The organism is Pseudomonas sp. SCPG-7 (genome assembly GCF_002156405.1).
GTDB classification, from domain to species: domain Bacteria; phylum Pseudomonadota; class Gammaproteobacteria; order Pseudomonadales; family Pseudomonadaceae; genus Aquipseudomonas; species Aquipseudomonas parakoreensis.
The window spans coordinates 35,459-61,281 of sequence record NZ_MVOO01000003.1 but is presented as its reverse complement, the minus strand read 5'-3'; the positions used below and the strand labels follow the sequence as shown (position 1 = coordinate 61,281).

General features: G+C 59.7%; 21 protein-coding genes and 1 pseudogene. 15 read left to right on the top strand and 7 right to left on the bottom strand.

All coding sequences use genetic code 11. The features are described from left to right. Positions 1-50: 50 nt before the first annotated feature. Complete coding sequence (locus tag B1722_RS07090) at positions 51-965, bottom strand: LysR family transcriptional regulator (protein WP_086791997.1); 915 nt, start codon at positions 963-965, stop codon at positions 51-53. Between the two features lie 158 nt (positions 966-1,123). Between B1722_RS07090 and B1722_RS07085 the strand changes: the two genes are divergently transcribed. The 4 genes from B1722_RS07085 to B1722_RS07070 all read left to right on the top strand — a co-directional run bounded on the left by B1722_RS07085 (position 1,124) and on the right by B1722_RS07070 (position 4,841). Continuing rightward, positions 1,124-2,410: an MFS transporter gene (locus B1722_RS07085; RefSeq protein WP_041070314.1), complete on the top strand. Its 1,287-nt coding sequence runs from the start codon at positions 1,124-1,126 to the stop codon at positions 2,408-2,410. A gap of 63 nt (positions 2,411-2,473) precedes the next feature. Then, the gene (locus tag B1722_RS07080) at positions 2,474-3,226 is read left to right on the top strand and encodes a 5-oxoprolinase subunit PxpA (RefSeq protein WP_086791995.1); all 753 of its coding nucleotides are present in this window, start codon (positions 2,474-2,476) and stop codon (positions 3,224-3,226) included. Then, entirely contained in the window at positions 3,223-3,927 is a 705-nt protein-coding gene (locus tag B1722_RS07075) for an allophanate hydrolase subunit 1 (protein WP_086791993.1), read from the top strand. The genes B1722_RS07080 and B1722_RS07075 overlap by 4 nt, the downstream gene beginning before the upstream one ends. Beyond that, complete coding sequence (locus B1722_RS07070; protein WP_086791992.1) at positions 3,924-4,841, top strand: biotin-dependent carboxyltransferase family protein; 918 nt, start codon at positions 3,924-3,926, stop codon at positions 4,839-4,841. The genes B1722_RS07075 and B1722_RS07070 overlap by 4 nt, the downstream gene beginning before the upstream one ends. Before the next feature lie 88 nt (positions 4,842-4,929). Here the strand turns inward: B1722_RS07070 and B1722_RS07065 are convergent, their stop codons facing one another. Together B1722_RS07065 and B1722_RS07060 are read right to left on the bottom strand one after the other, a co-directional pair. Further along, positions 4,930-6,108 (bottom strand): VWA domain-containing protein, encoded by a 1,179-nt coding sequence (locus B1722_RS07065; RefSeq protein ID WP_027614532.1) that lies wholly within the window; start codon positions 6,106-6,108, stop codon positions 4,930-4,932. Between the two features lie 12 nt (positions 6,109-6,120). Next, entirely contained in the window at positions 6,121-6,966 is an 846-nt protein-coding gene (locus B1722_RS07060; RefSeq protein WP_003222636.1) for a MoxR family ATPase, read from the bottom strand. A gap of 202 nt (positions 6,967-7,168) precedes the next feature. Between B1722_RS07060 and B1722_RS07055 the strand changes: the two are divergent. Together B1722_RS07055 and B1722_RS07050 are read left to right on the top strand one after the other, a co-directional pair. Next, positions 7,169-7,398 (top strand): annotated as a pseudogene (locus tag B1722_RS07055) (DUF4160 domain-containing protein). After that, entirely contained in the window at positions 7,386-7,883 is a 498-nt protein-coding gene (locus B1722_RS07050; protein WP_086791990.1) for a DUF2442 domain-containing protein, read from the top strand. The pseudogene B1722_RS07055 and the gene B1722_RS07050 overlap by 13 nt, the downstream one beginning before the upstream one ends. On the opposite strand, the gene B1722_RS07045 is transcribed toward B1722_RS07050, so the two are convergent. Beyond that, the gene (locus B1722_RS07045) at positions 7,880-8,956 is read right to left on the bottom strand and encodes a DUF748 domain-containing protein (RefSeq protein WP_086791988.1); all 1,077 of its coding nucleotides are present in this window, start codon (positions 8,954-8,956) and stop codon (positions 7,880-7,882) included. The two genes, B1722_RS07050 and B1722_RS07045, sit on opposite strands and share 4 nt — an antisense overlap. Before the next feature lie 127 nt (positions 8,957-9,083). Between B1722_RS07045 and cysK the strand changes: the two genes are divergently transcribed. Continuing rightward, on the top strand, positions 9,084-10,058 hold the full coding sequence (cysK, locus tag B1722_RS07040; protein ID WP_041070300.1) for a cysteine synthase A: 975 nt from the start codon (positions 9,084-9,086) through the stop codon (positions 10,056-10,058). A gap of 184 nt (positions 10,059-10,242) precedes the next feature. Then, positions 10,243-11,181 carry an aspartyl/asparaginyl beta-hydroxylase domain-containing protein gene (locus tag B1722_RS07035; RefSeq protein WP_041070298.1) on the top strand — a complete coding sequence of 313 codons (939 nt, stop codon included), beginning with the start codon at positions 10,243-10,245 and terminating at the stop codon, positions 11,179-11,181. 259 nt (positions 11,182-11,440) lie between these two features. Here B1722_RS07035 and B1722_RS07025 read toward each other — a convergent pair whose 3' ends face one another. After that, complete coding sequence (locus B1722_RS07025) at positions 11,441-11,965, bottom strand: hypothetical protein (RefSeq protein WP_368040856.1); 525 nt, start codon at positions 11,963-11,965, stop codon at positions 11,441-11,443. A gap of 473 nt (positions 11,966-12,438) precedes the next feature. Between B1722_RS07025 and B1722_RS07020 the strand changes: the two genes are divergently transcribed. Beyond that, a complete protein-coding gene (locus B1722_RS07020) occupies positions 12,439-13,302 on the top strand; it encodes a DMT family transporter (protein WP_086791984.1) in 864 nt (287 codons plus the stop codon). 135 nt (positions 13,303-13,437) lie between these two features. On the opposite strand, the gene B1722_RS07015 is transcribed toward B1722_RS07020, so the two are convergent. Beyond that, entirely contained in the window at positions 13,438-14,331 is an 894-nt protein-coding gene (locus tag B1722_RS07015; RefSeq protein WP_086791982.1) for a DMT family transporter, read from the bottom strand. Between the two features lie 219 nt (positions 14,332-14,550). On the opposite strand from B1722_RS07015, the gene aceK reads away from it, so the two are divergent. The 5 genes from aceK (at position 14,551) to B1722_RS06990 (ending at position 22,842) form a co-directional block, all read left to right on the top strand. Further along, positions 14,551-16,272: a bifunctional isocitrate dehydrogenase kinase/phosphatase gene (aceK, locus tag B1722_RS07010; protein WP_041070282.1), complete on the top strand. Its 1,722-nt coding sequence runs from the start codon at positions 14,551-14,553 to the stop codon at positions 16,270-16,272. Between the two features lie 180 nt (positions 16,273-16,452). After that, positions 16,453-20,364 carry an ATP-dependent RNA helicase HrpA gene (gene hrpA, locus B1722_RS07005; protein WP_086791980.1) on the top strand — a complete coding sequence of 1,304 codons (3,912 nt, stop codon included), beginning with the start codon at positions 16,453-16,455 and terminating at the stop codon, positions 20,362-20,364. Between the two features lie 319 nt (positions 20,365-20,683). Then, the gene (locus B1722_RS07000) at positions 20,684-21,805 is read left to right on the top strand and encodes a beta-ketoacyl-ACP synthase III (protein ID WP_047292361.1); all 1,122 of its coding nucleotides are present in this window, start codon (positions 20,684-20,686) and stop codon (positions 21,803-21,805) included. 189 nt (positions 21,806-21,994) lie between these two features. Beyond that, complete coding sequence (locus B1722_RS06995; protein ID WP_086791978.1) at positions 21,995-22,609, top strand: RNA polymerase sigma factor; 615 nt, start codon at positions 21,995-21,997, stop codon at positions 22,607-22,609. Then, positions 22,603-22,842 (top strand): anti-sigma factor, encoded by a 240-nt coding sequence (locus tag B1722_RS06990; RefSeq protein WP_041070273.1) that lies wholly within the window; start codon positions 22,603-22,605, stop codon positions 22,840-22,842. The genes B1722_RS06995 and B1722_RS06990 overlap by 7 nt, the downstream gene beginning before the upstream one ends. A 169-nt stretch (positions 22,843-23,011) precedes the next feature. On the opposite strand, the gene B1722_RS06985 is transcribed toward B1722_RS06990, so the two are convergent. After that, positions 23,012-24,334, bottom strand: coding sequence for a putative porin (locus tag B1722_RS06985; protein WP_007966005.1), 1,323 nt, complete (start codon positions 24,332-24,334; stop codon positions 23,012-23,014). A gap of 278 nt (positions 24,335-24,612) precedes the next feature. Here B1722_RS06985 and B1722_RS06980 point away from each other — a divergent pair, with 278 nt between their 5' ends. Further along, positions 24,613-25,737: a GNAT family N-acetyltransferase gene (locus tag B1722_RS06980; protein ID WP_086791976.1), complete on the top strand. Its 1,125-nt coding sequence runs from the start codon at positions 24,613-24,615 to the stop codon at positions 25,735-25,737. The last annotated feature ends 86 nt before the right edge of the window (positions 25,738-25,823 follow it).

The following is a 25,823-nucleotide window of genomic DNA, read 5'->3' as shown; positions in this document are numbered from 1 at the left end:
GAATATGCGTTTCCCTGTAGGAGCTGCCGCAGGCTGCGATCTTTTGCTTTTCAGCTACTCAAGACAATGTACTTTTCACCGACCTTGCGCGCATACCCCGCCAGCACCTGCTGACACAACGTCACCATCTCCTCGACCCACTCAACGCCCACCCGCCACGACACCACCACCTGCAGATTCGGCGGTCGCTGGTCGATGTCGAGCAAGGTCAGTTCACCCCGCGCCAGTTCCTCGGCCACCAGCACCGGCGGCAATACGCCGATGCCGAATCCATCACCTAACAACCGGGTAATCGCCGACACTGAATTCACGCAGTTCAGGCGTGGCGCGAGCACGCCGTTGGCCTGCATCAACGCCAGCAGGTCCTGGTGCGGTCGGGAGTTTTTCGAATAAGTGATGATCCGTTCCTGCGCCAGCTCACCAAGGTCGGCGTACTCGCGGTTGTAGATCGAGTTGCTGGCGACGATCCAGCCCAGCGGATGGCTGGCCAGCTCGAGGCTGCGCACGCTTTCGTGGCGCACCAGATCGGTTTGCAGAACGATGTCGAGAAAGCCTTTTTGCAGCTGATCGCAGAGATTCAGCGAGGTATCCGCCACCAGCTCGATTTCCACCCGCGGATACCGTTCGGTCATCTGCGCCACCAACGGGCTGAGCCAGGTGTGGATTACCGTGTCCATCACGCCGATGCGCACCCGGCCGACCTTGCTCGAACGGGTCTCGATTGATTGCTTGAGCGCCGACATCGTATCGAGCATCTGCTCGGCGTAATCCAGCACCTTCAGACCTTCGGGCGTCAGGCTGACGCCCCGTGAGTCGCGCAGAAACAGCTTCACCCCCAGCTCGCCTTCGAGCACCGCGATGCGGCTGGAAATCGACGCCTGGGTGGTGAACAGCTTGTCGGCGGTCAGGCGAAAACTCTTCAGCCGGGCGACCCAGACAAAGGTCTCGAGAAACTTCAGGTTCATGGCAACGGCTCGGGTGACAAATTTTTCTTATGCCTAAGGCGGGTTTTTATTCGTTGGACGCAGCAGGGCCGGGCGACGAAAAATCGGCGCATCCGGTTCCCACGATAGGCGTCGTCGGAACTTCGAACAAGACCAATAAAAGCCTGCGGAGACTTGCCATGCGTGCGCCCGACACCCTCGACCTCCCCAAGAGCACGGCCCGTCCAGGACCGTTCGACTGGTATCGCAATATCAATCAGCAAGAGCGTCGCACCTTCTGGAGCTGCAAGATCGGCTATGGCCTGGACGGCATGGACACGCAGATGCTCAGCTTCGTGGTGCCGACCCTGATTGCCATGTGGGGCATCACCACCGGGCAGGCCGGGCTGATTCACACCAGCACCTTGATTGCCTCGGCCATCGGCGGCTGGGTCGCGGGGATTCTCTCCGACCGCATCGGCCGCGTGCGCACCCTGCAACTGACGGTGCTGTGGTTCGCCTTCTTCACCTTCCTTTGCGGTTTTGCGCAGAACTACGAACAGCTGCTGATCGCCCGCACCCTGATGGGCTTCGGTTTCGGCGGTGAATGGACCGCCGGCGCGGTGCTGATCGGTGAAGTGATCCGCGCCAAGGATCGCGGCAAAGCGGTGGGCATGGTGCAATCCGGATGGGCGCTGGGGTGGGGGCTGACGGCGATTCTGTATGCGTTGCTGTTCTCGGTGTTGCCGCCGGAAGAGGCCTGGCGGGCGCTGTTCATTCTCGGCATCGTCCCGGCGATTTTTGTGATTTTCGTCCGTCGGCTGGTGAAAGACCCGGAAATCTACCGCGAAGCCAAGGCGGCGCAAACCCCGGAAAACCCGGCGAAGTTCTACGAGATCTTTGCCCCGGGCATGCTGTTCACCACGTTCCGCGCCTCCTTGCTGACCACCGGTGCACTCGGCGGTTACTACGCGATCACTTCGTGGCTGCCGACCTTCCTCAAGAACGAGCGCGGTTTGAGCGTGCTCGGCACTGGCGGGTATCTGGCGATGGTGATTGTCGGCTCCTACGTCGGCTATGTGATCAGCGCTTATCTGACTGATCTGCTCGGGCGAAAAAAGAACTTCATCCTGTTCGCGGTCGGCTCGTTCACCATCGTCTTGCTGTACACGCAAATGCCGGTCAGCAATGGCGTGATGCTGTGGTTGGGCTTTCCACTGGGCTTCTTCGCCTCGGGGATTTTCAGCGGCATGGGCGCGTTTCTCACCGAGTTGTTTCCGACGCGGATTCGCGGTTCGGGGCAGGGTTTCTGCTACAACATCGGCCGGGCGCTGGCGGCTCTGTTCCCGCTGCTGATTGGCCTGCTCAGCCAGAAGGTGCCGCTGAGCGTGGGGATCGGTGCGTTTGCGGCGGTGTCCTACGGCGTGGTGATTCTGGCCGCGTTGAGCCTGCCGGAAACCCGTGGCAAGCAACTGGATGCGCAGTAACTGATAACCTGCCGGGCAAGTGTCCTACAGATAAAAAGACCAGAAGCTACAGGAGTGTTCACCGTGAGCCGCCTGCTATTGAACTGTGACATCGGCGAGAGTTTCGGCAGCTGGACCATGGGTCTGGACGCCGAAGTCATGCCCTTCATCGACTGCGCCAACGTGGCCTGCGGCTTCCATGCCGGTGACCCGGGCATCATGCGCAAGACCGTCAGTCTGGCCCTGAGCCACGGCGTGCAGATCGGCGCACATCCGGCCTATCAGGATCTGGTTGGCTTCGGTCGGCGTTCCATGGCTTATTCCGCGCAAGAGCTGCAAGACATCCTGCATTACCAGATCGGCGCGCTCGACGGCATTTGCCGCGCGCAGGGCGGGCGAGTCAGTTACGTCAAACCCCACGGCGCGATGTATAACGACATGATGGCCAACCCGGCACAGTTGCGTGCGGTGATTCAGGCCGTCGCTGCTTACGATCGCAGTTTGCCGCTGATGTTGATGGCCACCCGCGACAACGCGGCGGCGCAACAGCTCGGCGACGAATATGGCGTGACCCTGTGGTTCGAAGCCTTCGCCGACCGCGCCTACGACAGCGCCGGCAAACTGGTTTCACGGCAACTGCCGGGCGCGGTGCATCACGAACCAGAAACAATCATCGAACAGGCCCTGACCATCGCCCGTGGCGGTGAACTCGTCGCCAGCGACGGCAGTGCGCTGCATCTGCAGGCCAACACCTTGTGCGTGCATGGCGACAACGCCAGTTCGGTGGCCGCCGTGCGGCGCATTCGCGAGGCCCTGAATCAGCAGAGTGCGCCATGAACCCACGGATTGAAGTGGTGGCGGTGGATTGCCTGATGCTGCGCCTGTTCGATGAAATCGCCGAAGCCAACATGCCGTGGATGCTCGCCGCCAGTGAGCGCTTGCGTGCGGTGTTTGGCGCGCAGTTGTTCGATCTGGTGCCGTCTTACACCACGTTGATGGTGCATTACGACCTGACCGCGCTGAGCCCGAGTCAGGCCCGTGAATTGATCGCTGAAGCGTTGATCGATCTGTCGCCGAACGCTCGAACCAGCGGCCAGTGCCATGTGTTGCCGGTCTGGTACGACCTGAGTGTCGGCCCCGAACTGAGCCTGTTGGCGCAGCGCAGCGGGTTGGCGGTGCAGGAGGTGATTCGTCGGCACAGCGCTCGCGAATATCAGGTGTTCGCCCTCGGCTTCGCACCGGGATTCGCCTTCATGGGGCTGGTGGAAGAAATCCTTGCGGCGCCACGTCTGGACACCCCGCGCAAAAAAGTCGCGGCCGGCAGCGTCGGCATCGCCGAACGGCAGACCGCGGCTTATCCGGTGGTGTCCCCCGGCGGCTGGAATCTGATCGGCCGTACCCCGGCGAAACTGTTCGACCGTCATCGCGACGGCTACAGCCTGATGCAACCCGGCGACACCGTGCGTTTCGAAGCGGTGAGCCACGCCGAGTTCATCAACCTGGGCGGTGATGACACACCGCTGGAGGCGCTGGCATGAGCCGACTGACGATTGAAGCCAGCACGCCGCTGTGTTTGTTGCAGGACGCCGGGCGTTTTGGCGTGCGCCATTTGGGCGTGACTCAGGGCGGCGCGGCAGATTGGTGTTCGATGAGTTGGGGCAATTGGTTGCTCGGCAATGCGCTGGATCTGCCGGTGATTGAAATTACCCTCGGCGGGTTTGCCGTGGTGGCAAAGGAGGATTGCCTGCTGGCGCTGGCCGGGGCGGATCTTGGTGCGCAGATCGATGGGCAGGCGCTGGCGCCGTGGCGCAGTTTCAAACTGGGCCAAGGGCAAACATTGAGGTTCACCCAACCGCTGCTCGGCGCGCGGGCTTATCTGGCCGCGCCCGGTGGTTTCGACGCGCCGCAGGTGCTGGGCAGCAGCGCCACGGTGGTGCGCGAAGAACTCGGTGGATTGGATGGTATGGGGTTACCGCTGACCAAGGGCGCGACGTTGAGTTATCGCGGTGCGGTTCAGCAAGTGCGTGAAGTACCGCAGGCGCATCGACCTGATCTGCGCCTCAATGCACCGCTGGATCTGGTGCTCGGCGCACAGATCGGCCAGTTCAGCGGACAGAGTCTGTTCGATGTGTTCAACAGTCCGTGGGCGCTGGACAGTCGCGCTGACCGCATGGGCATTCGACTGTTGGGCACGGCGTTGCAGTACCAGGGCCGGCCGATGATTTCCGAGGGCATTCCGCTGGGCGCGGTGCAGGTGCCGCCGGATGGACAGCCGATTGTGCTGCTCAATGATCGGCAGACGATTGGTGGGTATCCACGGTTGGGAGCGTTGACGCCGTTGGCGCTGGCGCGACTGGCGCAGTGTCTGCCGGGGGCGCAGGTGCGATTGAGGCCGGTGGTGCAGGACGTCGCACACCGCGAGCATGTCGAGTATTTGCAGCGCTTTGGTTGAAGATCAAAAGATCGCAGCCTACGGCAGCTCCTACATGGAAACGCGAATTTTTCTGTAGGAGCTGCCGCAGGCTGCGATCTTTGGCTTTTTATTTGGACAAAAACCGCATCCCTTCCTCAAGCCCACGCAACGTCAGCGGATACATCTGATCCTCGATCAAATCGCGCACGATATTGGTCGACGAAGTATAGCCCCACGTGTCCTTCGGATACGGATTGATCCAGATGAGCTTCTTGTACTTCTCCATGAAGCGCTGCATCCACAGGTAGCCCGGCTCTTCGTTCCAGTGCTCGACGCTGCCGCCGGCCTGGGTGATTTCGTAGGGCGCCATGGCGGCGTCACCGATGAAGATCACTTTGTAGTCGGCGCCGTACTTGTGCAGCAGATCCTGCGTCGAGAAACGCTCGGACGTGCGGCGCATGTTGTTCTTCCACACCGACTCATAAATGAAGTTGTGGAAGTAGAAGTACTCCAGATGCTTGAACTCGGTCTTGCACGCCGAGAACAGCTCCTCGCAGATCTTCACGTGAGCGTCCATCGAGCCGCCGATGTCGAACAGCAGCAACAGCTTCACCGTGTTGCGCCGCTCCGGGCGCATCTGGATGTTCAGCAGGCCGGCATCCTTGGCGGTGTGGTCGATGGTGCCGTCGATGTCCAGCTCTTCCGCCGCACCCTGACGGGCGAATTTACGCAGACGACGCAGGGCGACCTTGATGTTGCGCGTGCCCAGCTCCACCGAATCGTCGAGGTTCTTGTACTCGCGCTGATCCCAGACCTTGACCGCTTTGCCTTGACGCTTGCCGGCATCGCCGACCCGAATGCCTTCCGGGTTGAAGCCGCCGGAGCCAAACGGGCTGGTGCCGCCGGTGCCGATCCATTTGTTGCCGCCGGCGTGGCGTTCCTTTTGTTCTTCGAGGCGCTTCTTGAACTCTTCGATCAGCTTGTCCAGACCGCCAAGGGACTGGATCTGCGCGCGTTCCTCATCGGTCAGCGAACGCTCGAATTCCTTGCGCAACCAATCTTCGGGAATCAGCGCCTGCAAGTGATCGTCGAGCTTTTCCAGGCCATTGAAGTAGGCGCCGAACGCACGGTCGAACTTGTCGAAATGCCGTTCGTCCTTGACCAGAATCGCCCGCGACAAGTAATAGAACTCGTCCATGTCGGCGAAGGTCACGCGCTGCTTCAAAGCGTTGATCAGGTCGAGCAGCTCGCGCACCGACACTGGCACCTTGGCTGCACGCATTTCATTGAACAGGTTGAGCAACATGGCATCAGCCTCTTAGCGAGAACCGCGACGGCTCATGAACGCCAGGCGCTCAAGCAACTGCACATCCTGCTCGTTCTTCACCAGCGCACCGGCCAATGGCGGAATGGCTTTGGTCGGATCGCGCTCGCGCAGCACCGCTTCGCCGATGTTGTCAGCCATCAGCAGCTTCAGCCAATCGACCAGCTCGGAGGTCGACGGCTTCTTCTTCAGGCCCGGCACCTTGCGCACGTCGAAGAACACGTCCAGTGCTTCGCTGACCAGGTCCTTCTTGATGTCCGGGTAGTGCACGTCGACGATTTTCTGCAGTGTGCTACGGTCGGGGAAGGCGATGTAATGGAAGAAGCAGCGGCGCAGGAAGGCGTCCGGCAGCTCTTTCTCGTTGTTCGAGGTAATGATGATGATCGGACGTTTCTTGGCCTTGATGGTCTCGTCGATCTCGTAAACGTAGAACTCCATCTTGTCGAGTTCTTGCAGCAGGTCATTCGGGAACTCGATGTCGGCCTTGTCGATTTCGTCGATCAGCAGGATCACCCGTTCTTCGGACTCGAACGCCTCCCAGAGCTTGCCTTTTTTCAGGTAGTTACGCACGTCGTGGACTTTTTCGTTGCCCAGTTGCGAGTCGCGCAGACGGCTGACCGCGTCGTACTCGTACAGGCCCTGATGGGCCTTGGTGGTGGACTTGATGTGCCAGGTGATCAGCTTGGCGCCGAACGATTCGGCCAGTTGCTCGGCGAGCATGGTCTTGCCGGTGCCCGGTTCGCCCTTGACCAGCAGCGGTCGCTCCAGGGTGATGGCGGCGTTGACCGCCAGCTTCAGGTCATCGGTGGCGACGTAGGCCTGGGTGCCTTCGAACTTCATCTGCTAATCCTCGAACGGTAACGCCGACCTGCACGAGCAGGGCGGGGGCGAAAAAATCGGATGCCCCGACTATAACGCGCAGCCCGGTCGACTGTGAACGCAGACGGCTTATTCAGTCTCTGAATGGGGCGTCACATGTTGACTCGGTTTCGGCCAGAGGCCAGTATTCAGGTATCGCCGATTTGGCGATAGTCTGTCGGGCATGACGACTAAATACCGATTTCGCGACAAATACCGCATTCAGTTACGTGAGAAGGATCACCCGCCACCCATGTCCACTTGATCGGTGGCGGTGTGGACGTGATGCTGAGCCTTGAAACCGTCGACGTCATGACGGGCAAGGCACCGCCGCTGATTATCAAGGAAGCGCTGGCTTGGGTTGCGGCTCATCAAGTGCAACTGCTGGAGGACTGGAAACGATGTTACCCATGAAAAGGCCTCGTCTGACGGCTGTGCAGGCGCTGTCAGGTTATCGATTGAAACTGACCTTTATTGATGGTCAGGATCTGACCCTTGACCTGAGCCGAGATATCCACGCTTATCCAGGTCTGCAACCATTGCTTGATCCCGAAGTGTTTGCGGCTGCGACCCTTGACGACAATGGCTGGACGGTCGAATGGCTTGAGCCTGATATACAGATTGGCGCAGACACGCTTTATATGGATGCGCTGGCCCAAAACACTGTCGATGAAAACACTCGGATTTTCATCGATTGGCGTGCACGTACCGGACTCTCACTGAATCAGGCAGCCGAGGCGTTGGGTGTCAGTGCCCGCAGCATCAGCCGATACAGTAATGGGCGGGAGGCGGTGCCAAGGTCATTAGCCTTGGCTTGTCTTGGTTGGGACTCATTGCAGCAAAAGTCCACGCTGGCGGCTGAAGAATCTGGTCGATATGTCGTTAATCGTAAGAATTAGCCCGCATCCGGCTTCGGCCGCTCATACCGCGCATTGAAAGCCTGAATGAAGCCATTACGCAAAATCTGCAAAAACGCTTCGAACGCACTGATGTTTTGCTGATGCACGTTGCCACTGAGTTCGACCTTGGTGGCGAACTGGTTTTTGGCCTGGTTCTTCAGCACGGTTTCCGTGCCGCCGACGATGGCCTCCCAGACGGAGCGGAAGATGCTCTTGTCCTTGTTTTCCACGTCCTGCTGCCAGTTGAACACTTCGACGTCGCGCAGCAAGGGTTTGATGTAGCCGCTGACCTGGGCTTTTTTCGCCTGGGCCTCGATGACGACGTCGCCATGGCCGGCGTTGAAATCGAACTTGCCGTAGGCCGAGGCAAAGTCGTTCATGCTTTTGAGTTCGATGTCGCGGGCGCGCAGGCGGAACTGGAAGTCTTCGAAGTTGCTCAGCGGATCGAAGGTGGCGCTGGTCTCCAGCGGTGCATGGCCGAGCAGCTTGGCCTTGCCTTCGAAGCGGGCATCGCGTTTGCCCTGTTTGTCGACCACGTTGGTCATGTTGTAGATGCTCGCCTCGACGTTGCTGGCGTTCATGTTGACCGGGGGTTTGGAGTTGAAATTGCGGAAAGTGATCTTGCCGTCGTGGATCTGCACCTCGTCGAGAGTGATCGGCAGCAACTTGCCCAGTTGCGCCCGCCAGTCGGTGCCTTTACCAGTCTGCGAGTTCTGCTTGTTGGGGCCGCCATCGACGAAGTTGATCTCGGGATTGAAGAACTGCACCTGCGCCACCACGGCATGGTCGTACCACAGCGAATGCCAGCTGACCGCCAGATCAATCACCGGCGCGTTGACGAACGGCACCGGCACCTTGCCGTCGACCTTGACGATCTTCAGGCCGTTGATCTTATAAGCGCCGCGCCAAAGGGCCAGATCGACATCGGTGATCTGACCGCGGTAATCGCCCATGTCGGCGAGCTTGCCGTTCAAGTAATCGCGTACCACGTAAGGCAGGGCGATGTGCAGGGCGATCAGCAGCACGACGATGATGGCGAAAATTCCGATGGGCCAGCTGTAGCGACGCTTCATGGCGGTAGTTCCCGAACGATGTAAGCGATTGACTGTTGCGCGTCGCAGACGTTCGACCCGACTGGACTGCGTCAGGCAACAGGCATACCTTGAAAGGCTGAATTCAACGCTGCATAAGGACCCAGCCATGAGCCGCATTTTCGCTGACAACGCCCATTCCATTGGCAATACGCCGCTGGTACAGATCAACCGCATCGCGCCGCGTGGCGTGACCATTCTGGCCAAGATCGAGGGACGCAACCCCGGTTATTCGGTCAAATGCCGAATCGGCGCGAACATGATCTGGGACGCCGAGAGCAGCGGCAAACTCAAGCCGGGCATGACCATCGTCGAGCCGACGTCGGGCAATACCGGCATCGGTCTGGCCTTCGTTGCCGCCGCCCGTGGTTACAAATTGATGCTGACCATGCCGGCCTCGATGAGCATCGAGCGGCGCAAGGTGCTCAAGGCCCTCGGCGCAGAACTGGTCCTGACCGAACCGGCCAAGGGCATGAAAGGCGCAATCGAGAAGGCTGCCGAGATCGTTGCCAGTGATACCGGCAAATACTTCATGCCGTCGCAATTCGATAACCCGGCCAACCCGGCGATCCACGAAAAAACCACCGGTCCGGAAATCTGGAACGACACTGACGGCGCTGTCGATGTACTGGTCGCAGGTGTCGGGACCGGCGGAACCATCACCGGCGTTTCGAGGTATATCAAGAATACCCAGGGCAAACCGATTCTGTCGGTCGCGGTAGAACCCGTCTCTTCACCGGTGATCAGCCAGGCCCTGGCAGGAGAAGAGATCAAGCCAAGCCCGCACAAGATTCAGGGAATTGGCGCCGGTTTCGTGCCGAAGAACCTCGATTTGTCGATGGTCGACCGGGTGGAGCAGGTCACCGATGACGAGTCCAAGGCCATGGCGCTGCGCCTGATGCAGGAAGAAGGGATCCTTTGCGGGATCTCATGCGGCGCGGCCATGGCCGTGGCGGTGCGTCTGGCCGAAAAGCCGGAAATGCAGGGCAAGACCATCGTGGTGATTTTGCCGGACTCCGGTGAGCGGTATCTGTCGAGCATGTTGTTCAGCGATCTGTTCACCGAGCAGGAGAATCAGCAATAGTCGAATTGACTCAGATCAGCCGGGGTTCAGGATCTTTATGCTAATAAATGCTTTGTTGCGCAATTCTTAACACTGAATCTTGGGTTCAGCGGGTTTTGCCCGAGGCCGGTAGTGTTTATCATGGCCGGCTGCCATGCCGGCTAAAGGGCATTGCGCAGCGTTGTCTTTATTCAAGGAGTCGTTGATGACCTTTTCGTTAGCCGCCAAGGTGTTGGTGTTGCTGCTGTTTGTGGGCAGCATCCTCTATGTGCATTTGCGCGGCAAGGCGCGTTTGCCGGTCCTGCGTCAGTTCGTCAACCACTCGGCGCTGTTCGCCCCGTACAACGCGCTGATGTACCTGTTCTCCGGCGTGCCGTCCAGACCGTATCTGGATCGCAGCAAGTTTCCGGAACTGGATGTGCTGCGCGATAACTGGGAAACCATTCGCGACGAGGCCATGCATCTGTTCGATGAGGGCTACATCCGCGCGGCCGAGAAAAACAATGACGCTGGTTTCGGCTCGTTCTTCAAGAAGGGCTGGAAGCGTTTCTACCTCAAGTGGTACGACAAACCGCTGCCGTCGGCCGAAACCCTGTGCCCGAAAACCGTGGCGCTGGTCAGTGCGATCCCTAACGTCAAAGGCGCGATGTTCGCGCTGTTGCCCGGTGGCAGCCACCTGAACCCGCACCGTGATCCGTTTGCCGGCTCGCTGCGTTATCACCTGGGCCTGTCGACACCGAACTCCGACGACTGCCGGATCTTCGTCGACGGTCAGGTCTACGCCTGGCGCGACGGTGAAGACGTGATGTTCGACGAGACCTACGTGCACTGGGTGAAGAACGAAACCGAACAGACTCGCGTCATTCTGTTCTGCGACGTCGAACGCCCATTGAGCAACCGTCTGATGACCCGCATCAACCGCGCCATCAGCGCTTGGCTGGGACGCGCCACCGCCCCGCAGAACCTTGATGACGAACGTGTCGGCGGCATTAACCAGGCTTATGCCTGGAGCAAGAGCTTCAGCGACAAGTTCAGTGGCGTGGTCAAACAATGGAAACGCCGCAACCCCAAGGCTTACCGCATCCTGCGTCCGGTGTTGGCGGTGCTGGTGTTGACGTTGCTGGGGTATTGGCTGTTTGGTTGAGGCTGGGTGTTGAAATAAAAAACCGCTCCTGGTGAGCGGTTTTTCGTCTGCTGATAAATCTAAAGTCGGCCAGCGGCGAGTACATTCGGCTCTTCGCTTTCAGTACCCTTTATCAGTAACTGCAGCAGACGCCTCTGACTCGCAGTGAGCGTTATCTCATCGGATTTTTTGCCGAGAGGGGGTATCTCTTTTCTGGAGGACGGCTTCTTTGTTGATTTGCTCATTTCTCCTCCTGTATTGATCGATAATTGAACAGTTTTCACGATACTAGGTTCTCCAGGGTTTTGACAAGGCGGCCACCAGCGTCGAAGCCGAAGCCAAGCTCTTGATAGTGTGAAATCGCGCCCTTCAAAGGTTCTTGGATCTCGAGAACCTTGCTGCCTATGAGTTGGGCGTATTGTTCAATCACAATCATCGCCAGTGCCCCGATACGTCTTTTTAACGGATGGGATTCGTAGGGGCGTCCCTCCAGGCGCACAATTCGTAGTCTGTTTTTGCTGGCATTTGGATTTGCGAAACACAGCCCGCACAGTTCCTCTTCAAACCAGATAGCGATGTCCAGAGATAAAGGCTCTCGACCTTTCCACTCAATGACCTCATTCCAGCAAAAGTGCTGGTCTCTCCAGAAAGTTGATGCCTGAAGTGCTTGTTGGTCGATAGGTTCGAAACGTACTTTCGACAAATCGATGGCAGTCGGACCATGGCGTTCCAACTGAAGCTGTAGTTGAAGGGTAACGATAGCAGCCTGCTTCCGCGCCTCTGACCGATAGACCTGATACCGCAAATATGTCCGTTCCCTTGGCATGTGATCCCGAGCATTCCCTGTCTCCCCATCAATGGGCCTATCCGTTGCTCATCAGCCTATTCACCTCGCCGCCAACTGTCCCTGCTGGCCCTTTGTCCAAATCGTTGCAATCCATGTCCCACGCTGGTTATAGTCGGCGCTCGTGAATCAGCTGATTCACTCTCCAAACCCCTCAAAAAAGATCAGCCCCAATGCCTGCATCCCTCATCAACGCGGTAGTCGATTCAGCGGTCAACGCTGGCGTCGTGCCGTGCGGGAATCAGCAGCCTGGGCAGATCAGTCATTACCCTCCACCTGTCAGTAGCACGCCGGTGTGCGTCGTCGTATCACCGCCGGGCGTTGGCGTTGCGGGCTGATCGGCATTCTCCGCTGACCCCCTGCGCCCGCCAGAAACACCTACTGAATTTCAGCCTCGGCTGAGTTGGCTATTTGCCTGACTACAGGTGGTATTCATGTTTGTCCTTTCGAAAAAATCCGCGCTCGCGGCGATGTCCACGAGCCTGTTCGTTCTGCTGTGGAGCAGTGGTGCGATCTTCTCCAAATGGGGCCTGGCCCATGCCTCGCCCTTTGCCTTTCTGCTGATTCGCTTTGTGATCGCCCTGTGCGGGCTGCTGTTGTTGACGCCGCTGCTCAAGTTGAAGCTGCCCAAGGGCAACAAACCGATGCTGTTCGCGATTGCAACGGGCCTGGTGTTGTTGGGCGCGTATCAGATTTTCTATCTGCTGGCGCTCAACACCAAAGTCACGCCGGGGGTGATGGCGACCATCATGGGTGTACAGCCGATCCTCACCGTGGTGTTGATGGAGCGGCAGCGCTCGGCGAGCCGGATGTTCGGTCTGGCGCTGGGCTTGGCGGGGCTGATCATGGTGGTTTACCAGGGGATCGGTCTGGCGGGGATGTCCTGGGCCGGCATGCTGTTTGGCCTGCTTGCACTGGCGAGCATGACTCTGGGTTCGATCATGCAGAAACGCATCACCGACAATCCCCTTGGCACGCTGCCGGTGCAATACCTGGCCGGACTGTTGTTGTGCGGGATATTTGTACCGTTTCAGCCGTTCCACTTTGAGCACAGCGCCGGTTTCATCGTGCCGGTGTTGTGGATGGGACTGGTGGTGTCGGTGCTGGCGACGCTGTTGCTGTACCGCCTGATCGCTCGGGGCAATCTGGTGAACGTCACCAGTCTGTTCTATCTGGTGCCGGCGGTGACGGCGCTGATGGATTACCTGATTTTCGGCAATCGTCTGGCGGCGCTGAGTGTGCTGGGGATGCTGTTGATCATTGTCGGTCTGGCGTTTGTGTTCCGTAGAACTGCTTGAAAACCTTCAGGCCGACCCGGGCATTTTCAGTGTCTGGGCCGGCCTCTTCGCGGGCAAGCCCGCTCCCACAATTGGAATGCATTCCTCCTGTGGGAGCGGGCTTGCTCGCGAAGACTGACTTATCAACGCCGCAAATCAGCGGGCTGTAGCTACCGCCGGCTTCAACACCAACCACAACGCCAGCGCAATCAACACCCCGCCGTACAAGTGAGCCATCGACAGCGGCTCATCCAGCAGCAACGCACCCCACAACACGCCGAACGCCGGGATCATGAAGGTGACGGTCATCGATTTGACCGGGCCGATGGAACTGAGCAAGCGGAAATAGATGATGTAGGCGAACGCCGTGCAACCCAGACCCAGGCCCAGCAGCGACAGCCAGACGTTCCACCCACCCCAGCTTGCCGGTGGTGCGGTGATCACGCTGTAGCCGAACAGCGGCAACAGAAACAGCGAAGCGCCGAGCATGCTGCCCACCGCCGAGAGACGACTGTCGAGCCCGCCGCTGTGATCCAGCCAGCGTCGCGTGAGAAATCCGGCGAAGCCGTAGCAGGTGGTGGCAAGCAGGCAGGCGAGGGCGCCCATGAGCAATGGCAGATCAAAAGCCACCGGACCTGCGCGCGTCAGCACGCCGACACCGAACAAGCCGAGAAACACCCCGGTCAGCTTCGCGGCAGTGAGTTTTTCACTGAAAAACAGCCCGCCAATCAACACGCCCATCAACGGCGTGGTGGCGTTAAAGATTGCCGAGTAACCCGCCGGCAACACCTGCGCCGCGACTGAATACAGCGTTGCCGGAATCCCCGAATTGATCACGCCCAGCAACATCACGGTTTTAAGCTTGCCTTTGAAGTCCCAGCTGATGCGCATCAACCCGAGAATCACCAGCAGCCCGACGGCCGCTATCGACACCCGAAAGAACGCAGTCGGAATGGTGCCGATGACCGGCGCAATAATGCGCATGAACAGGAAACTCGCGCCCCAGATGGCTGCCAGCGACAGCATGCGGAAAATATCGACAGCGCTCACGATGGCACTCCTTCCTTGATCGGGACGAGAGTGTTGCCGAGCGCCCCGGCGATGGCAACCGCTAATCGGGCATTTAATTCTCAGCAGCGGGTTGCCTGGTGAAAAATGCCAGCGATGTGCGCTGGCGTTCCGGTTTTGGCAGAAATTGCACTTCACCTGCACCCGGTTCCGTGGCTAAGCTCAGGCACAGATTTCCACTTGCACGCCGAGGTCTCATCTATGCCGCAGCAATGGCCAGCCATCGACATCGCCCGCATGATCCTCGATGGCTTTGACGATTACCGCGAGCACTTCCGGCGGATTACCGATGGCGCGCGCGAGCGCTTCGAGCAGGCGCGCTGGCAGGAAACGCAGACCGCCTCGGCGGCGCGGATCAATCTCTACGAGGAAAAGGTCGGCGAAACCATCGCCCGCCTGCGCGATCATTTCGACGACGAGACGTTGATGAATGTCGGCAGCTGGCCGTTGGTGAAAAGCGCCTACATCAGCGTAATCGACCTGCGCTTCGACGATGAGCTGTCCGAGACCTGGTACAACTCGATCTTCTGCGGGCTGTTCAGCCACGACCTGATCAGCGACGGCTGCATGTTCATCCACACCACCCGGCCGAGCCTGCGCCGCGCCCGGGCTGCGCAAACCCGCACCTACAAGCCGCAAGGTCAGCTGTCGTCGATGCTTGCGAGCATCTTTGCCGACTACCGTTTCAGCGAGGATTACGCCGATCTGCCCGGCGATCTGCAGCGCCTCGAAGCGCAACTGCGCGAGAATTTGCCGGACTGGGTGTGCAAGGATCCGGAGCTGAGCGTCGAGCTGTTTTCCTCGGTGCTGTACCGCAACAAAGGCGCCTATCTGGTCGGGCGCATCTACACCCGCGACGAGCAGTGGCCGCTGGTGATTCCGCTGCTGCACCGCGAAGGCCGCGGGATTCAGATCGACGCGCTGATCACCGACGAAGCCGATGTGTCGATCATCTTCTCTTTCACCCGTTCGTATTTCATGGTCGATGTGCCGGTGCCGGCCGAGTTCATCGGTTTCCTGCGGCGCATTCTGCCGGGCAAGCACATCGCTGAGCTGTACACCTCGATCGGCTTCTACAAACACGGCAAGTCCGAGTTCTACCGCGCGCTGATCAATCACCTGGCCAACACCGACGATCAGTTCATCATGGCGCCGGGCGTGCGCGGCATGGTCATGAGCGTGTTCACCCTGCCGGGCTTCAACACCGTGTTCAAGATCATCAAGGACCGTTTCTCGCCGTCGAAAAACGTCGACCGGGCGACGGTGATCGAAAAATACCGATTGGTGAAAAGTGTCGACCGCGTCGGGCGCATGGCCGATACCCAGGAATTCGCCGACTTCCGTTTTCCACTGAGCAAGTTCGATCCGGCGTGCCTGGAAGAACTGCTGGAAGTCGCGCCGTCGACGGTCTCGGTCGAAGGCGACACGGTGCTGATCCGTCACTGCTGGACCGAGCGCCGCATGACCCCGCTCAACCTCTACCTGGACAACGCCAACGACGCGCAGGTGCGCGAGGCGCTGGAGGATTACGGGCTGGCGATCAAGCAACTGGCGGCGGCCAATATCTTCCCCGGCGACATGTTGCTGAAGAACTTCGGCGTCACCCGTCACGGGCGGGTGGTGTTTTACGATTACGACGAGATTTGTTTCCTGACCGAAGCCAACTTTCGCCACATCCCCGCGCCGCGCACCCCCGAGGACGAAATGGCTTCCGAGCCGTGGTATTCGATCGGGCCGCTGGACGTGTTCCCGGAAGAGTTTCCGCCGTTCCTGTTCGCCGATGCCGGGCAGCGCAAACTGTTCGATCAACTGCACGGCGAGCTGTACAACGCCGATTACTGGAAGGGTCTGCAGGAGGCGATTCGCGCCGGGAAAGTCATCGACGTCTTTCCTTATCGCCGCAAAGGCCTCGACAACGAATAACCCGTTGTCACCTCAATCCTGTAGGAGCTGCCGCAGGCTGCGATCTTTTGACTTTGATTTTTAAAAACAAGATCAAAAGATCGCAGCCTGCGGCAGCTCCTACAGGGGAAGCAGGTCAATCGAGAGCAAATCTGCGACAATCCGCCCCCTGCACATATAGACGACCGAATTGCGTACCCGATGACCGACGAATCGCCCTCCATCGACAAACTGCTGAAAAACCTCGATCACGCCATGCTCGCCGACCGTCACCGGCTGCGGCGGCAGTTGCTCGAGCTGCGCAAGAAACCCGACGAGGCCAAACTGGCCCAGTGGGTGGCGCGCATGCAGGCGTCCTGTGATCAGGTGTTGGCGCGCTGTGCCAGCCTGCCAGTGATTCGTTACGACGACAGCCTGCCAATCGCCGCCAAGCGCGATGAGATCAAGGCTGCGCTGGAGAAGCATCAGGTTCTGATCATCGCCGGCGAAACCGGTTCGGGTAAAACCACCCAGTTGCCGAAAATCTGTCTTGAAATCGGTCGCGGCCAGCATGGCTTGATCGGCCACACCCAGCCACGCCGAATCGCGGCGCGCAGTGTCGCCAGCCGGGTCGCCGAAGAACTCGGTACGCCACTGGGCGCGCTGGTCGGTTATCAGGTGCGTTTCGAAGATCAGAGCGATGCCAACACCCTGATCAAACTGATGACTGACGGCATCCTGCTGGCGGAAACCCAGAACGACCGCTACCTCGAGCGCTACGACACGATCATCGTCGACGAAGCCCACGAACGCAGCCTGAACATCGACTTCCTGCTCGGTTACCTGAAAACCCTGCTGCCGCGTCGCCCGGATCTGAAGGTCATCATCACTTCGGCGACCATCGATCTGGAGCGCTTCTCCAAGCATTTCGATGACGCGCCGATTGTCGAGGTGTCCGGCCGCACCTTCCCGGTTGAAACCTGGTATCGCCCGCTGACGCTTGAGCAGGATGAAGAAGGCAACCGCGTCGAAGACGACCTGACCGTGGATCAGGCGATCCTCGCCACCCTCGACGAGATCGCCGCCTACGAACGCAGCGAACGCCGCAGTCCCGGCGATGTGCTGGTGTTCCTGCCCGGCGAGCGCGAGATTCGCGACGCCGCCGACATGCTGCGCAAGGCCCAGCTCAAACACACGGAAATCCTGCCGCTGTACGCGCGCCTGTCGCCGGCTGAACAGCAGCGGATTTTCCAGTCGCATCCGGGGCGGCGCGTGGTGCTGGCGACCAACGTCGCCGAGACCTCGTTGACCGTGCCGGGCATCCGTTACGTTATCGACAGCGGCACCGCACGCATCAGCCGCTACAGCTATCGCGCCAAGGTGCAGCGCCTGCCGATCGAAGCGATTTCCCAGGCCAGTGCCAATCAGCGTAAAGGTCGTTGCGGCCGGGTTGAACCAGGGATTTGCGTGCGGCTGTACAGCGAGGAAGATTTCCTCGGTCGCCCGGAATTCACTGACCCGGAAATTCTGCGCACCAACCTTGCCGCCGTGATCCTGCAGATGCTGCACCTGCGCCTCGGTGAGATCACCGCGTTCCCGTTCATCGAGCCGCCGGACGGCAAGGCGATCAGCGACGGTTTCAACCTGCTGCAAGAACTCTCGGCGGTGGATCGCAACAGTCAGCTGACCCCGCTCGGTCGCCAGCTCGCGCGCCTGCCGGTGGACCCGCGCATGGGCCGCATGCTGCTCGAAGCGGCCAGGCTCGGCAGCTTGCAGGAAGTGCTGATCGTCGCCAGTGCGATGTCGATTCAGGACCCGCGCGAGCGTCCGCCGGAGCGTCAGCAAGCAGCCGATCAGGCCCACGCACAATGGAAAGACAGCGATTCGGACTTCGCCGGTCTGGTCAATCTGTGGCGTGGTTTTGAAGAACAGCGCCAAGCGCTGACCGCCAGTCCGCTGCGCAACTGGTGCCGGAAGAATTTCCTCAATTATCTGCGCCTGCGCGAGTGGCGCGATTCCCATCGCCAGCTGAGCCTGATCTGCCGCGACATGCAACTGAGCCTCAACAAGGAACCGGCGGATTACCCGAAACTGCACAAAGCGGTGCTGGTCGGTTTGCTCAGCCAGATCGGTCAGAAAACCGAAGACGGCGATTACCTCGGTGCCCGGCAACGGCGCTTCTGGATTCATCCGTCGTCGGGCATCGGCAAGAAACGCCCGCAATGGCTGATGACCGCCGAACTGGTGGAAACCACCAAGCTCTACGCGCGGATGGTCGCCAAGATCGACGCCGACTGGATCGAGCCGCTGGCCGGGCACCTGATCAAGAAAAACCACTTCGAACCGCACTGGGAGAAGAAGCGCGGCCAGGTTGTGGCCTACGAGCAGATCACCCTGTTCGGGCTGATCGTGGTCGGTCGCCGTCCTGTGCATTACGGCCCGGTGGATCCGGTGGTGTCACGTGAGCTGTTTATCCGCGAGGGCCTGGTGCGTGGCGAGATTCAGTCGAAAGCCAAATGCCTGAGCGCCAACAAACAATTGCTCGAACAGCTCGACGAACTGGAAGCCAAGGCCCGGCGCCGCGACATTCTCGCTGACGAAGAAACCCTGTACGCGTTCTACGATGCGCGGTTGCCGGCGGAGATTCACCAGACCGCGACCTTCGACAGTTGGTATCGGGTCAACAGCCAGAAGAACCCGCAGCTGCTGATCATGCGCGAAGAGGATGTGCTGGCCCGCGAGGCCAGTGAGGTCACCGCGCGCGACTACCCGGACACGCTGCACATTGGTGATCTCGAACTGGCGCTCAGTTATCACTTTGAACCCAATCACCCGCGCGACGGCGTGACCCTGCGCGTGCCGGCACCGCTGCTGCCGATGCTGCCGCCGGAGCGCCTGGAATGGCTGGTGCCGGGGCTGATCGAGGCCAAGTGCATTGCGCTGGTGCGCAATCTGCCGAAAGCCCTGCGCAAAAACTTCGTGCCGGTGCCGGATTTCATCAAAGCGGCGTTGCAGCGCATGAGCTTCGCTGAAGGATCGTTGCCGCAATCGCTGGGTCGCGAACTGCTGCGCATGACCGGTGCGCGCGTCAGCGATGAAGCATGGGCGGAAGCGGCGCAGCAGGTCGAAAGCCATCTGCGGATGAACCTGGAAATCGTCGACGGCCAAGGCAAGTTTCTTGGTGAGGGACGCGATCTGGCCGAGCTCACCGCGCGCTTCGCCGAAGCCAGTCAAGCGGCTTTGGCCGTGCCGCAAAGTGCGAAAAGTCAGCAACCGGTGGAAGCAAAAGTGTTTGCTCCGGTGGCGGAAAAGACTCAGCAGAAGATTGCCGGCCTGTCGATGACGGTCTATCCGGCACTGGTGGAAGAGGGCGGCACGGTCAAGGAAGGGCGGTTTTCGACCCCGGCCGAAGCCGAATTCCAGCATCGCCGCGCCTTGCAGCGGCTGCTGATGCAGCAACTGGCGGAACCGGCGAAGTTCCTGCGCAGCAAACTGCCGGGCATCACCGAGTTGGGCCTGTTATATCGCGAGTTGGGCCGAGTGGATGCACTGGTCGAAGACATTCTGCTGGCCAGTCTCGACAGCTGCATTCTGGAAGGCGAAGACCCGTTACCCCGTGACGGTGCCGGGCTCGCCGCATTGGCTGAACGCAAACGCGGCAGCTGGACCGAACACGCCGAGCGCGTGGCGCGGCTGACGCTGGAGATCCTCAAGCTGTGGCACGGCCTGCAAAAACGCTTCAAGGGCAAGATCGATCTGGCTCAGGCTGTGGCGCTGAATGACATCAAGCAGCAAATCAGCCATCTGGTGTATCCGGGGTTTGTCCGGGAAACGCCGATGCAATGGCTCAAGGAGCTGCCGCGCTATCTGAAGGCGGTCGAGCAGCGTTTCGAAAAACTCGGTGCGCAAGTACAGAAGGATCGCGTCTGGAGCGGTGAATTGGCCGGCCTCTGGGCGCAATACCAGACCCGCGCGGCGAAACATGCCCAGGAAGGCAAGCGCGATCCGCAGCTGGAGTTGTACCGCTGGTGGCTGGAGGAATACCGGGTGTCGCTGTTCGCCCAGCAGTTGGGAACGAAAGTGCCGATCTCGGACAAGCGGCTGAGCAAGCAATGGAGTCAGGTCGAGGCTTGAACCCGCGACAGGCAAGGACTTTGTAGGAGCCGCCGAAGGCTGCGATCTTTTGATTTTGCTTTTTAAAGGATCAAGATCAAAAGATCGCAGCCTTCGGCAGCTCCTACAGGGAGTGCGTTTAGCGGGAGAGGCGCCAAAACCTTGGGTTTATGGCAAACTTCGCGACCATAAACGCCGGTTTCGTGACCCAGAGCCTTCGGCCGGGTCACGTGGCGGAATAAAGCGATGCCAGGTCAGCGTCCCCGGACGGGAACAGACCCTTTGTGTGTTGGTACGTCGGTGCCAGCGCTTTCTGCCTGAACAGATTAGAGAAACGACCATGCATAACGTCGTCATCAGCGGCACCGGCCTGTACACCCCGGCCAACAGCATTTCCAACGAAGAGCTGGTGCAGTCTTTCAATACCTACGTCGCGCAGTTCAACGCCGACAACGCCGATGCCATCGCCCGCGGTGAAGTCCAGGCGCTGACCGAATCCAGCGCCGCGTTCATCGAAAAGGCCTCTGGTATCAAGAGCCGCTTTGTCATGGACAAGGATGGCATTCTCGATCCGCAACGCATGGCCCCGCGTCTGCCGGAACGCTCCAACGACGAATGGTCAGTCCTCTGCCAGATGGCCATCGGCGCCGCCGAACAGGCCCTGCAACGTGCCGGCAAGACCGCCGCCGACATCGACGGCGTGATCGTCGCCTGCTCCAATCTGCAACGCGCCTACCCGGCCATCGCCATCGAAGTCCAGGAAGCACTGGGCATTCAGGGCTTCGGTTTCGACATGAACGTGGCCTGCTCCTCGGCGACCTTCGGCATTCAGGCTGCGGCCAACAGCGTGCAACTGGGTCAGGCCCGGGCGATCCTGATGGTCAACCCGGAAGTCTGCACCGGTCACCTGAACTTCCGCGACCGCGACAGCCACTTCATCTTCGGCGACGCGGCGACGGCAGTCATCATCGAACGCGCTGACCTGGCGACCTCCAAGTACCAGTTCGATGTGGTCAGCACCAAACTGCTGACCAAGTTCTCCAACAACATTCGCAACAACTTCGGCTTCCTCAACCGTGCGGCGGAGGAGGGCATCGGGGCCCGCGACAAACTGTTCGTGCAGGAAGGCCGCAAGGTGTTCAAGGATGTCTGCCCGATGGTTGCCGAGCTGATCGGTGAGCATCTGGAAGAGAACAAACTCAACGTCGGCGACGTCAAGCGCTTCTGGCTGCACCAGGCCAACCTGAGCATGAACCACCTGATCGTGCGCAAGCTGCTGGGTCGTGAAGCCACCGAAGAAGAAGCCCCGGTGATTCTCGACACCTACGCCAACACCAGCTCTGCCGGCTCGGTGATTGCCTTCCACAAGTATCAGGACGATCTGGCCGCCGGTTCGCTGGCCGTGCTGAGCTCGTTCGGCGCCGGTTACTCGATCGGCAGCGTGATTCTGCGCAAGCGCTGAGTTACCCGCCCTTGTGGCGAGGGAGCTTGCTCCCGCTGGAGTGCGTAGCGCTCCCAAAACCGGCGATTGCGGTCTTGTTGAAGAACCGCAATCGCCGGTTTTGCGACTGCTGCGCAGCCGAGCGCGAGCAAGCTCGCTCGCCACAGGTTCGAGTGGTTAACGTTAATCGGTATTGCAAACGAGGCGCGCATGGCCGCAACGGACGACACCCAACTGCTCGAACGCCTGTTGGCCGGTGAGCAAAGAGCTTTCAAGGAACTGGTCAGCACCTACCAGAGCGCCATGCGCGCTGTGGCTTACGCGATTGTCGGCCAACGTCATGTCGAAGAAGTGGTGCAGGACGCCTGGCTTTCGGTGGTGCGCCACATCGGTAGCTTCGAGGGCCGTTCCAGTCTCAAGACCTGGCTGCTGACCATCACTGCCAACTCGGCCAAGAGTCGTTACAAACAAAATCGTCGCGAAGTCTTGATGGATGACCTGCCGTCACCCCACGGCACCATCGACGATGATCGCTTTTCTCCCGGTGACGGTCATTGGCTGGTGGCGCCGTTCGCCTGGCATCAGGACACGCCGGAAGCCTTGCTGACGGAAAGCGAATTGCGCGACTGCCTGGAGCACACCTTGCTCAGCCTGTCGGAACTGCAAAGCAGTGTTTTGCTGCTGCGCGAGCGTCAGGGCCTGGAGCTGGAGGAGATCTGTAATCTTCTGGAGATCTCGCTCTCCAATGTCCGTGTGCTGCTGCATCGTGCGCGGCTGAAAGTCTTCGCCACGGTGGAGCATTTTGAGGAGACCGGCGAATGCTGACCTGCAAGGAACAAGTAGCGCGCTCCAGCGATTACCTCGATGGCCAGTTGAGCTTTCGCGAGAGACTGTTGGTGCGCCATCACCTGATGTTCTGCCCTAACTGCCGGCGTTTCATTCGCCAGATGCGTTTGATGCAGGCCACGTTGAAGGCGATGCCGGAGAAGCCGCAAGAGGGTATGGATGCGCTGGCTGAGCGCCTGGCCGAGCAACGCCGCAAAGATAATCTCCTGTAGGAGCTGCCGGAGGCTGCGATCTTTTGATCTTGTTTTCAAGGATCAAAAGATCGCAGCCTCCGGCAGCTCCTACATGTTTTTTGCATCCTGCAAAAAATAGCCCGACGCGGATGAAACGAACGGATGATGGGGATCGTCCCGCCCGCGTCAGGCTACAGGTGACGCTTTTTTAGAACTTCGCTTCCGCGTCCAGCTGCAGGGTGTTGGTGTCTGCGTCACGCTGGGTACGGCTGGAGAAGTCGGCCTTGGTCAGGAAGTAGGTGGCGCCGATGGCGAAGTTCTTGTCGATGTCGTAACCGACCTTGAACTTGTGGCCGCGCGAACCGGTGGTGCCGTTGGCGAAGTCGGAGTCGGTGAACGCGCCGACCACGGCGTCACGCTGTACGTCACGATAGTTGTAGTCCAGGTTCAGGCCGAAGACTTTCGACTTGGCGCCGACCAGCCACGCAGTGTCGGCATCGGTCACCGCATCGTTGTTCTTCACGTACTGGCCGTAGAACGACAGCGGCATTGGCAAACCACCGATATCGATCTGGCTGAAACCCTCGTACAGACGGAATTCGTTGTTGGCGGAGTTGCCGTTGACCGACAGTGCGCACGGTGTGGACGTCCCGGTGCAACGGCTGTCCTCGTCGTTCTGGTAGGCGTAGACGCTGCCGCCCAGGGTCAGTTTCAGGTTGTCGGTAATCGCGAAGCGGCTGCCCAACTGGCCAGCGGTCAGGCGCAGGTCGTGGCGAAATTGCACGCCTTCGCCGTCGACGTTGTCCTTGAGGGTGTAGTTACCCAGGCTGCCGAACAGTTCGGCGCTGCTGCCCAGCGGGTATTTGTAGGTCACGGCCAGACCTTCCGGGTTGATGTCGCTGTCCCAGATCACATCGCCCATGCTGACCCACGGTTGCAGCATCTTGCCGCCGATCACGTGCAGGTTCTTGATGGCATCGGGGTGGTAGTCGATGTAACCCAGATCGAGCCAGATCTGCTTCTTGTCGAAGTAGTTGTCCATGTCCTGGTTGGTCGAACGGGCATCGTCACCGCCGCCGGTGGCAATACGGATACCGGTGTCGACTTGCGGGTTGATCTCGGTGTAGGCGCCGAGGCGGGCACGGATACGCTGGCGATCCTTGTCGCGACCACCATTGTTGGATTCACCGTCGATCTTGACGGTCTCCTGACGGATACGCACGTCACCCTTGAACTGGGTCTTGGCGGCCCAGGCAAGTTTCTGGTCGAAGGAGCTCAGCTCATTGGTTTTCTTCGCGGTTGCCGCGATTTGCTCGTTGGTCTCTTGCTGCGCCTGCTGCGCGATTTGCTGAGCCTTCTGATCCTTGGCCAGTTCAGTTTGCAGTTCAATGTACTGCGCCTGGGAAATGGAACCGTTAGCCTTGAGCATGTCGAGCAGTTTGGCGTCGACTGCAGCACTGGCCGGAACGCTCATGGCCAGCAACAGGCCACCGCACAGGGCCGCCGCAGTTTTCGTGGAAGCAAGACGCATAGCAATCTCCGAAGATGAGAGGGATGGCTGAACCATCCTGGGCACACCGACGCGCACGTCGGAAAACAGTGTCCGGGTAGAACCCGGCGCTCTAAAAACAGGAGCGAGTATCGCGATGGTTTATGACAGAGCAGTGGCTAAGTGATGTCATGTCGATGACGATGCAAAGTCTTCGTGAACTCTTGAGCCAGAGCACTGTCGCCCGAATGAGCGTGTGCAATGGAAGCTGATCAGCGATACTCGCGGGGCTTTGACGCCAAGATGTGGAGAGCCAGTTGATGCCGTTGCAACGTGTGCAAAACCTGTCAGAAATCGCCCCCGCGACCTGGGATGCGCTGGTGCCCGAGAACCAGCCGTTTCTGCGCCATGCGTTCCTCGGCGCACTGGAGGACAGTGGCAGCGTCGGCCCGCACACCGGCTGGCAACCCGAGCATCTGCTGCATGTTGAAGACAATCGGTTGATCGCCGCGCTGCCCAGTTATCGCAAATGGCATTCCTACGGCGAGTACGTCTTTGATCACGGTTGGGCCGATGCCTGCGCCCGTGCCGGGATCGATTACTACCCCAAGCTGCTGACAGCGGTGCCGTTCAGTCCGGTCAGTGGCCCGCGCTTGCTGGCGGCGAATGTCGAGGACGGATTCGAACTGCTCAAGAGCCTGCCGGGTTATCTGGAAATCGAAGAACTTTCCAGCGCACACATCAATTTCACCGACCCGTTCACCGACGCCGCCATGGCCGAGCAACCGGGCTGGCTGCAACGCATCGGCTGTCAGTACCACTGGCAGAATCGCGGTTACCGGGACTTTCAGGATTTTCTCGACGTGCTCAGCTCGCGCAAGCGCAAGCAGATGCGCAAGGAGCGCGAGCAAGTGGCGGGGCAGGGCTTCGAATTCGAATGGCTGGAAGGGCGTGAGCTGGACGAGGCGCAATGGGATTTTGTCTACGCCTGCTATGCCAACACTTATGCCGTGCGCCGACAGGCGCCGTACCTGACGCGCGAGTTCTTCAGTCTGCTGGCTGCGCGGATGCCGGAGGCGATTCGGGTGGTCTTCGCCAGGCAGGGTTCACGGCCGGTGGCGATGGCCTTCAGTCTGGTCGGGGGCGACAGCTTCTATGGACGCTATTGGGGATGTCTGGCCGAGTTTGACCGGCTGCATTTCGAGACGTGTTTCTATCAAGGCATGGATTACGCGATTGCCCAGGGGTATCAGCGCTTTGATGCGGGGGCCCAGGGTGAACATAAACTGATTCGCGGCTTTGAACCGGTGATCACGCATTCGTGGCACTACCTGCGCCATCCCGGGTTGAAAGCGGCGGTGAAGGATTTTCTGCAGCAAGAGCGCGCTGGCGTCCTTGCGTACGCCGAGGAAGCCAGAACAGCCTTGCCTTACCGCCAAGCCTAGACCCCTGTAGGAGCTGCCGGAGGCTGCGATCTTTTGCTCTTTAAAAGTCAAAAGATCGCAGCCTCCGGCAGCTCCTACAGGGGAGG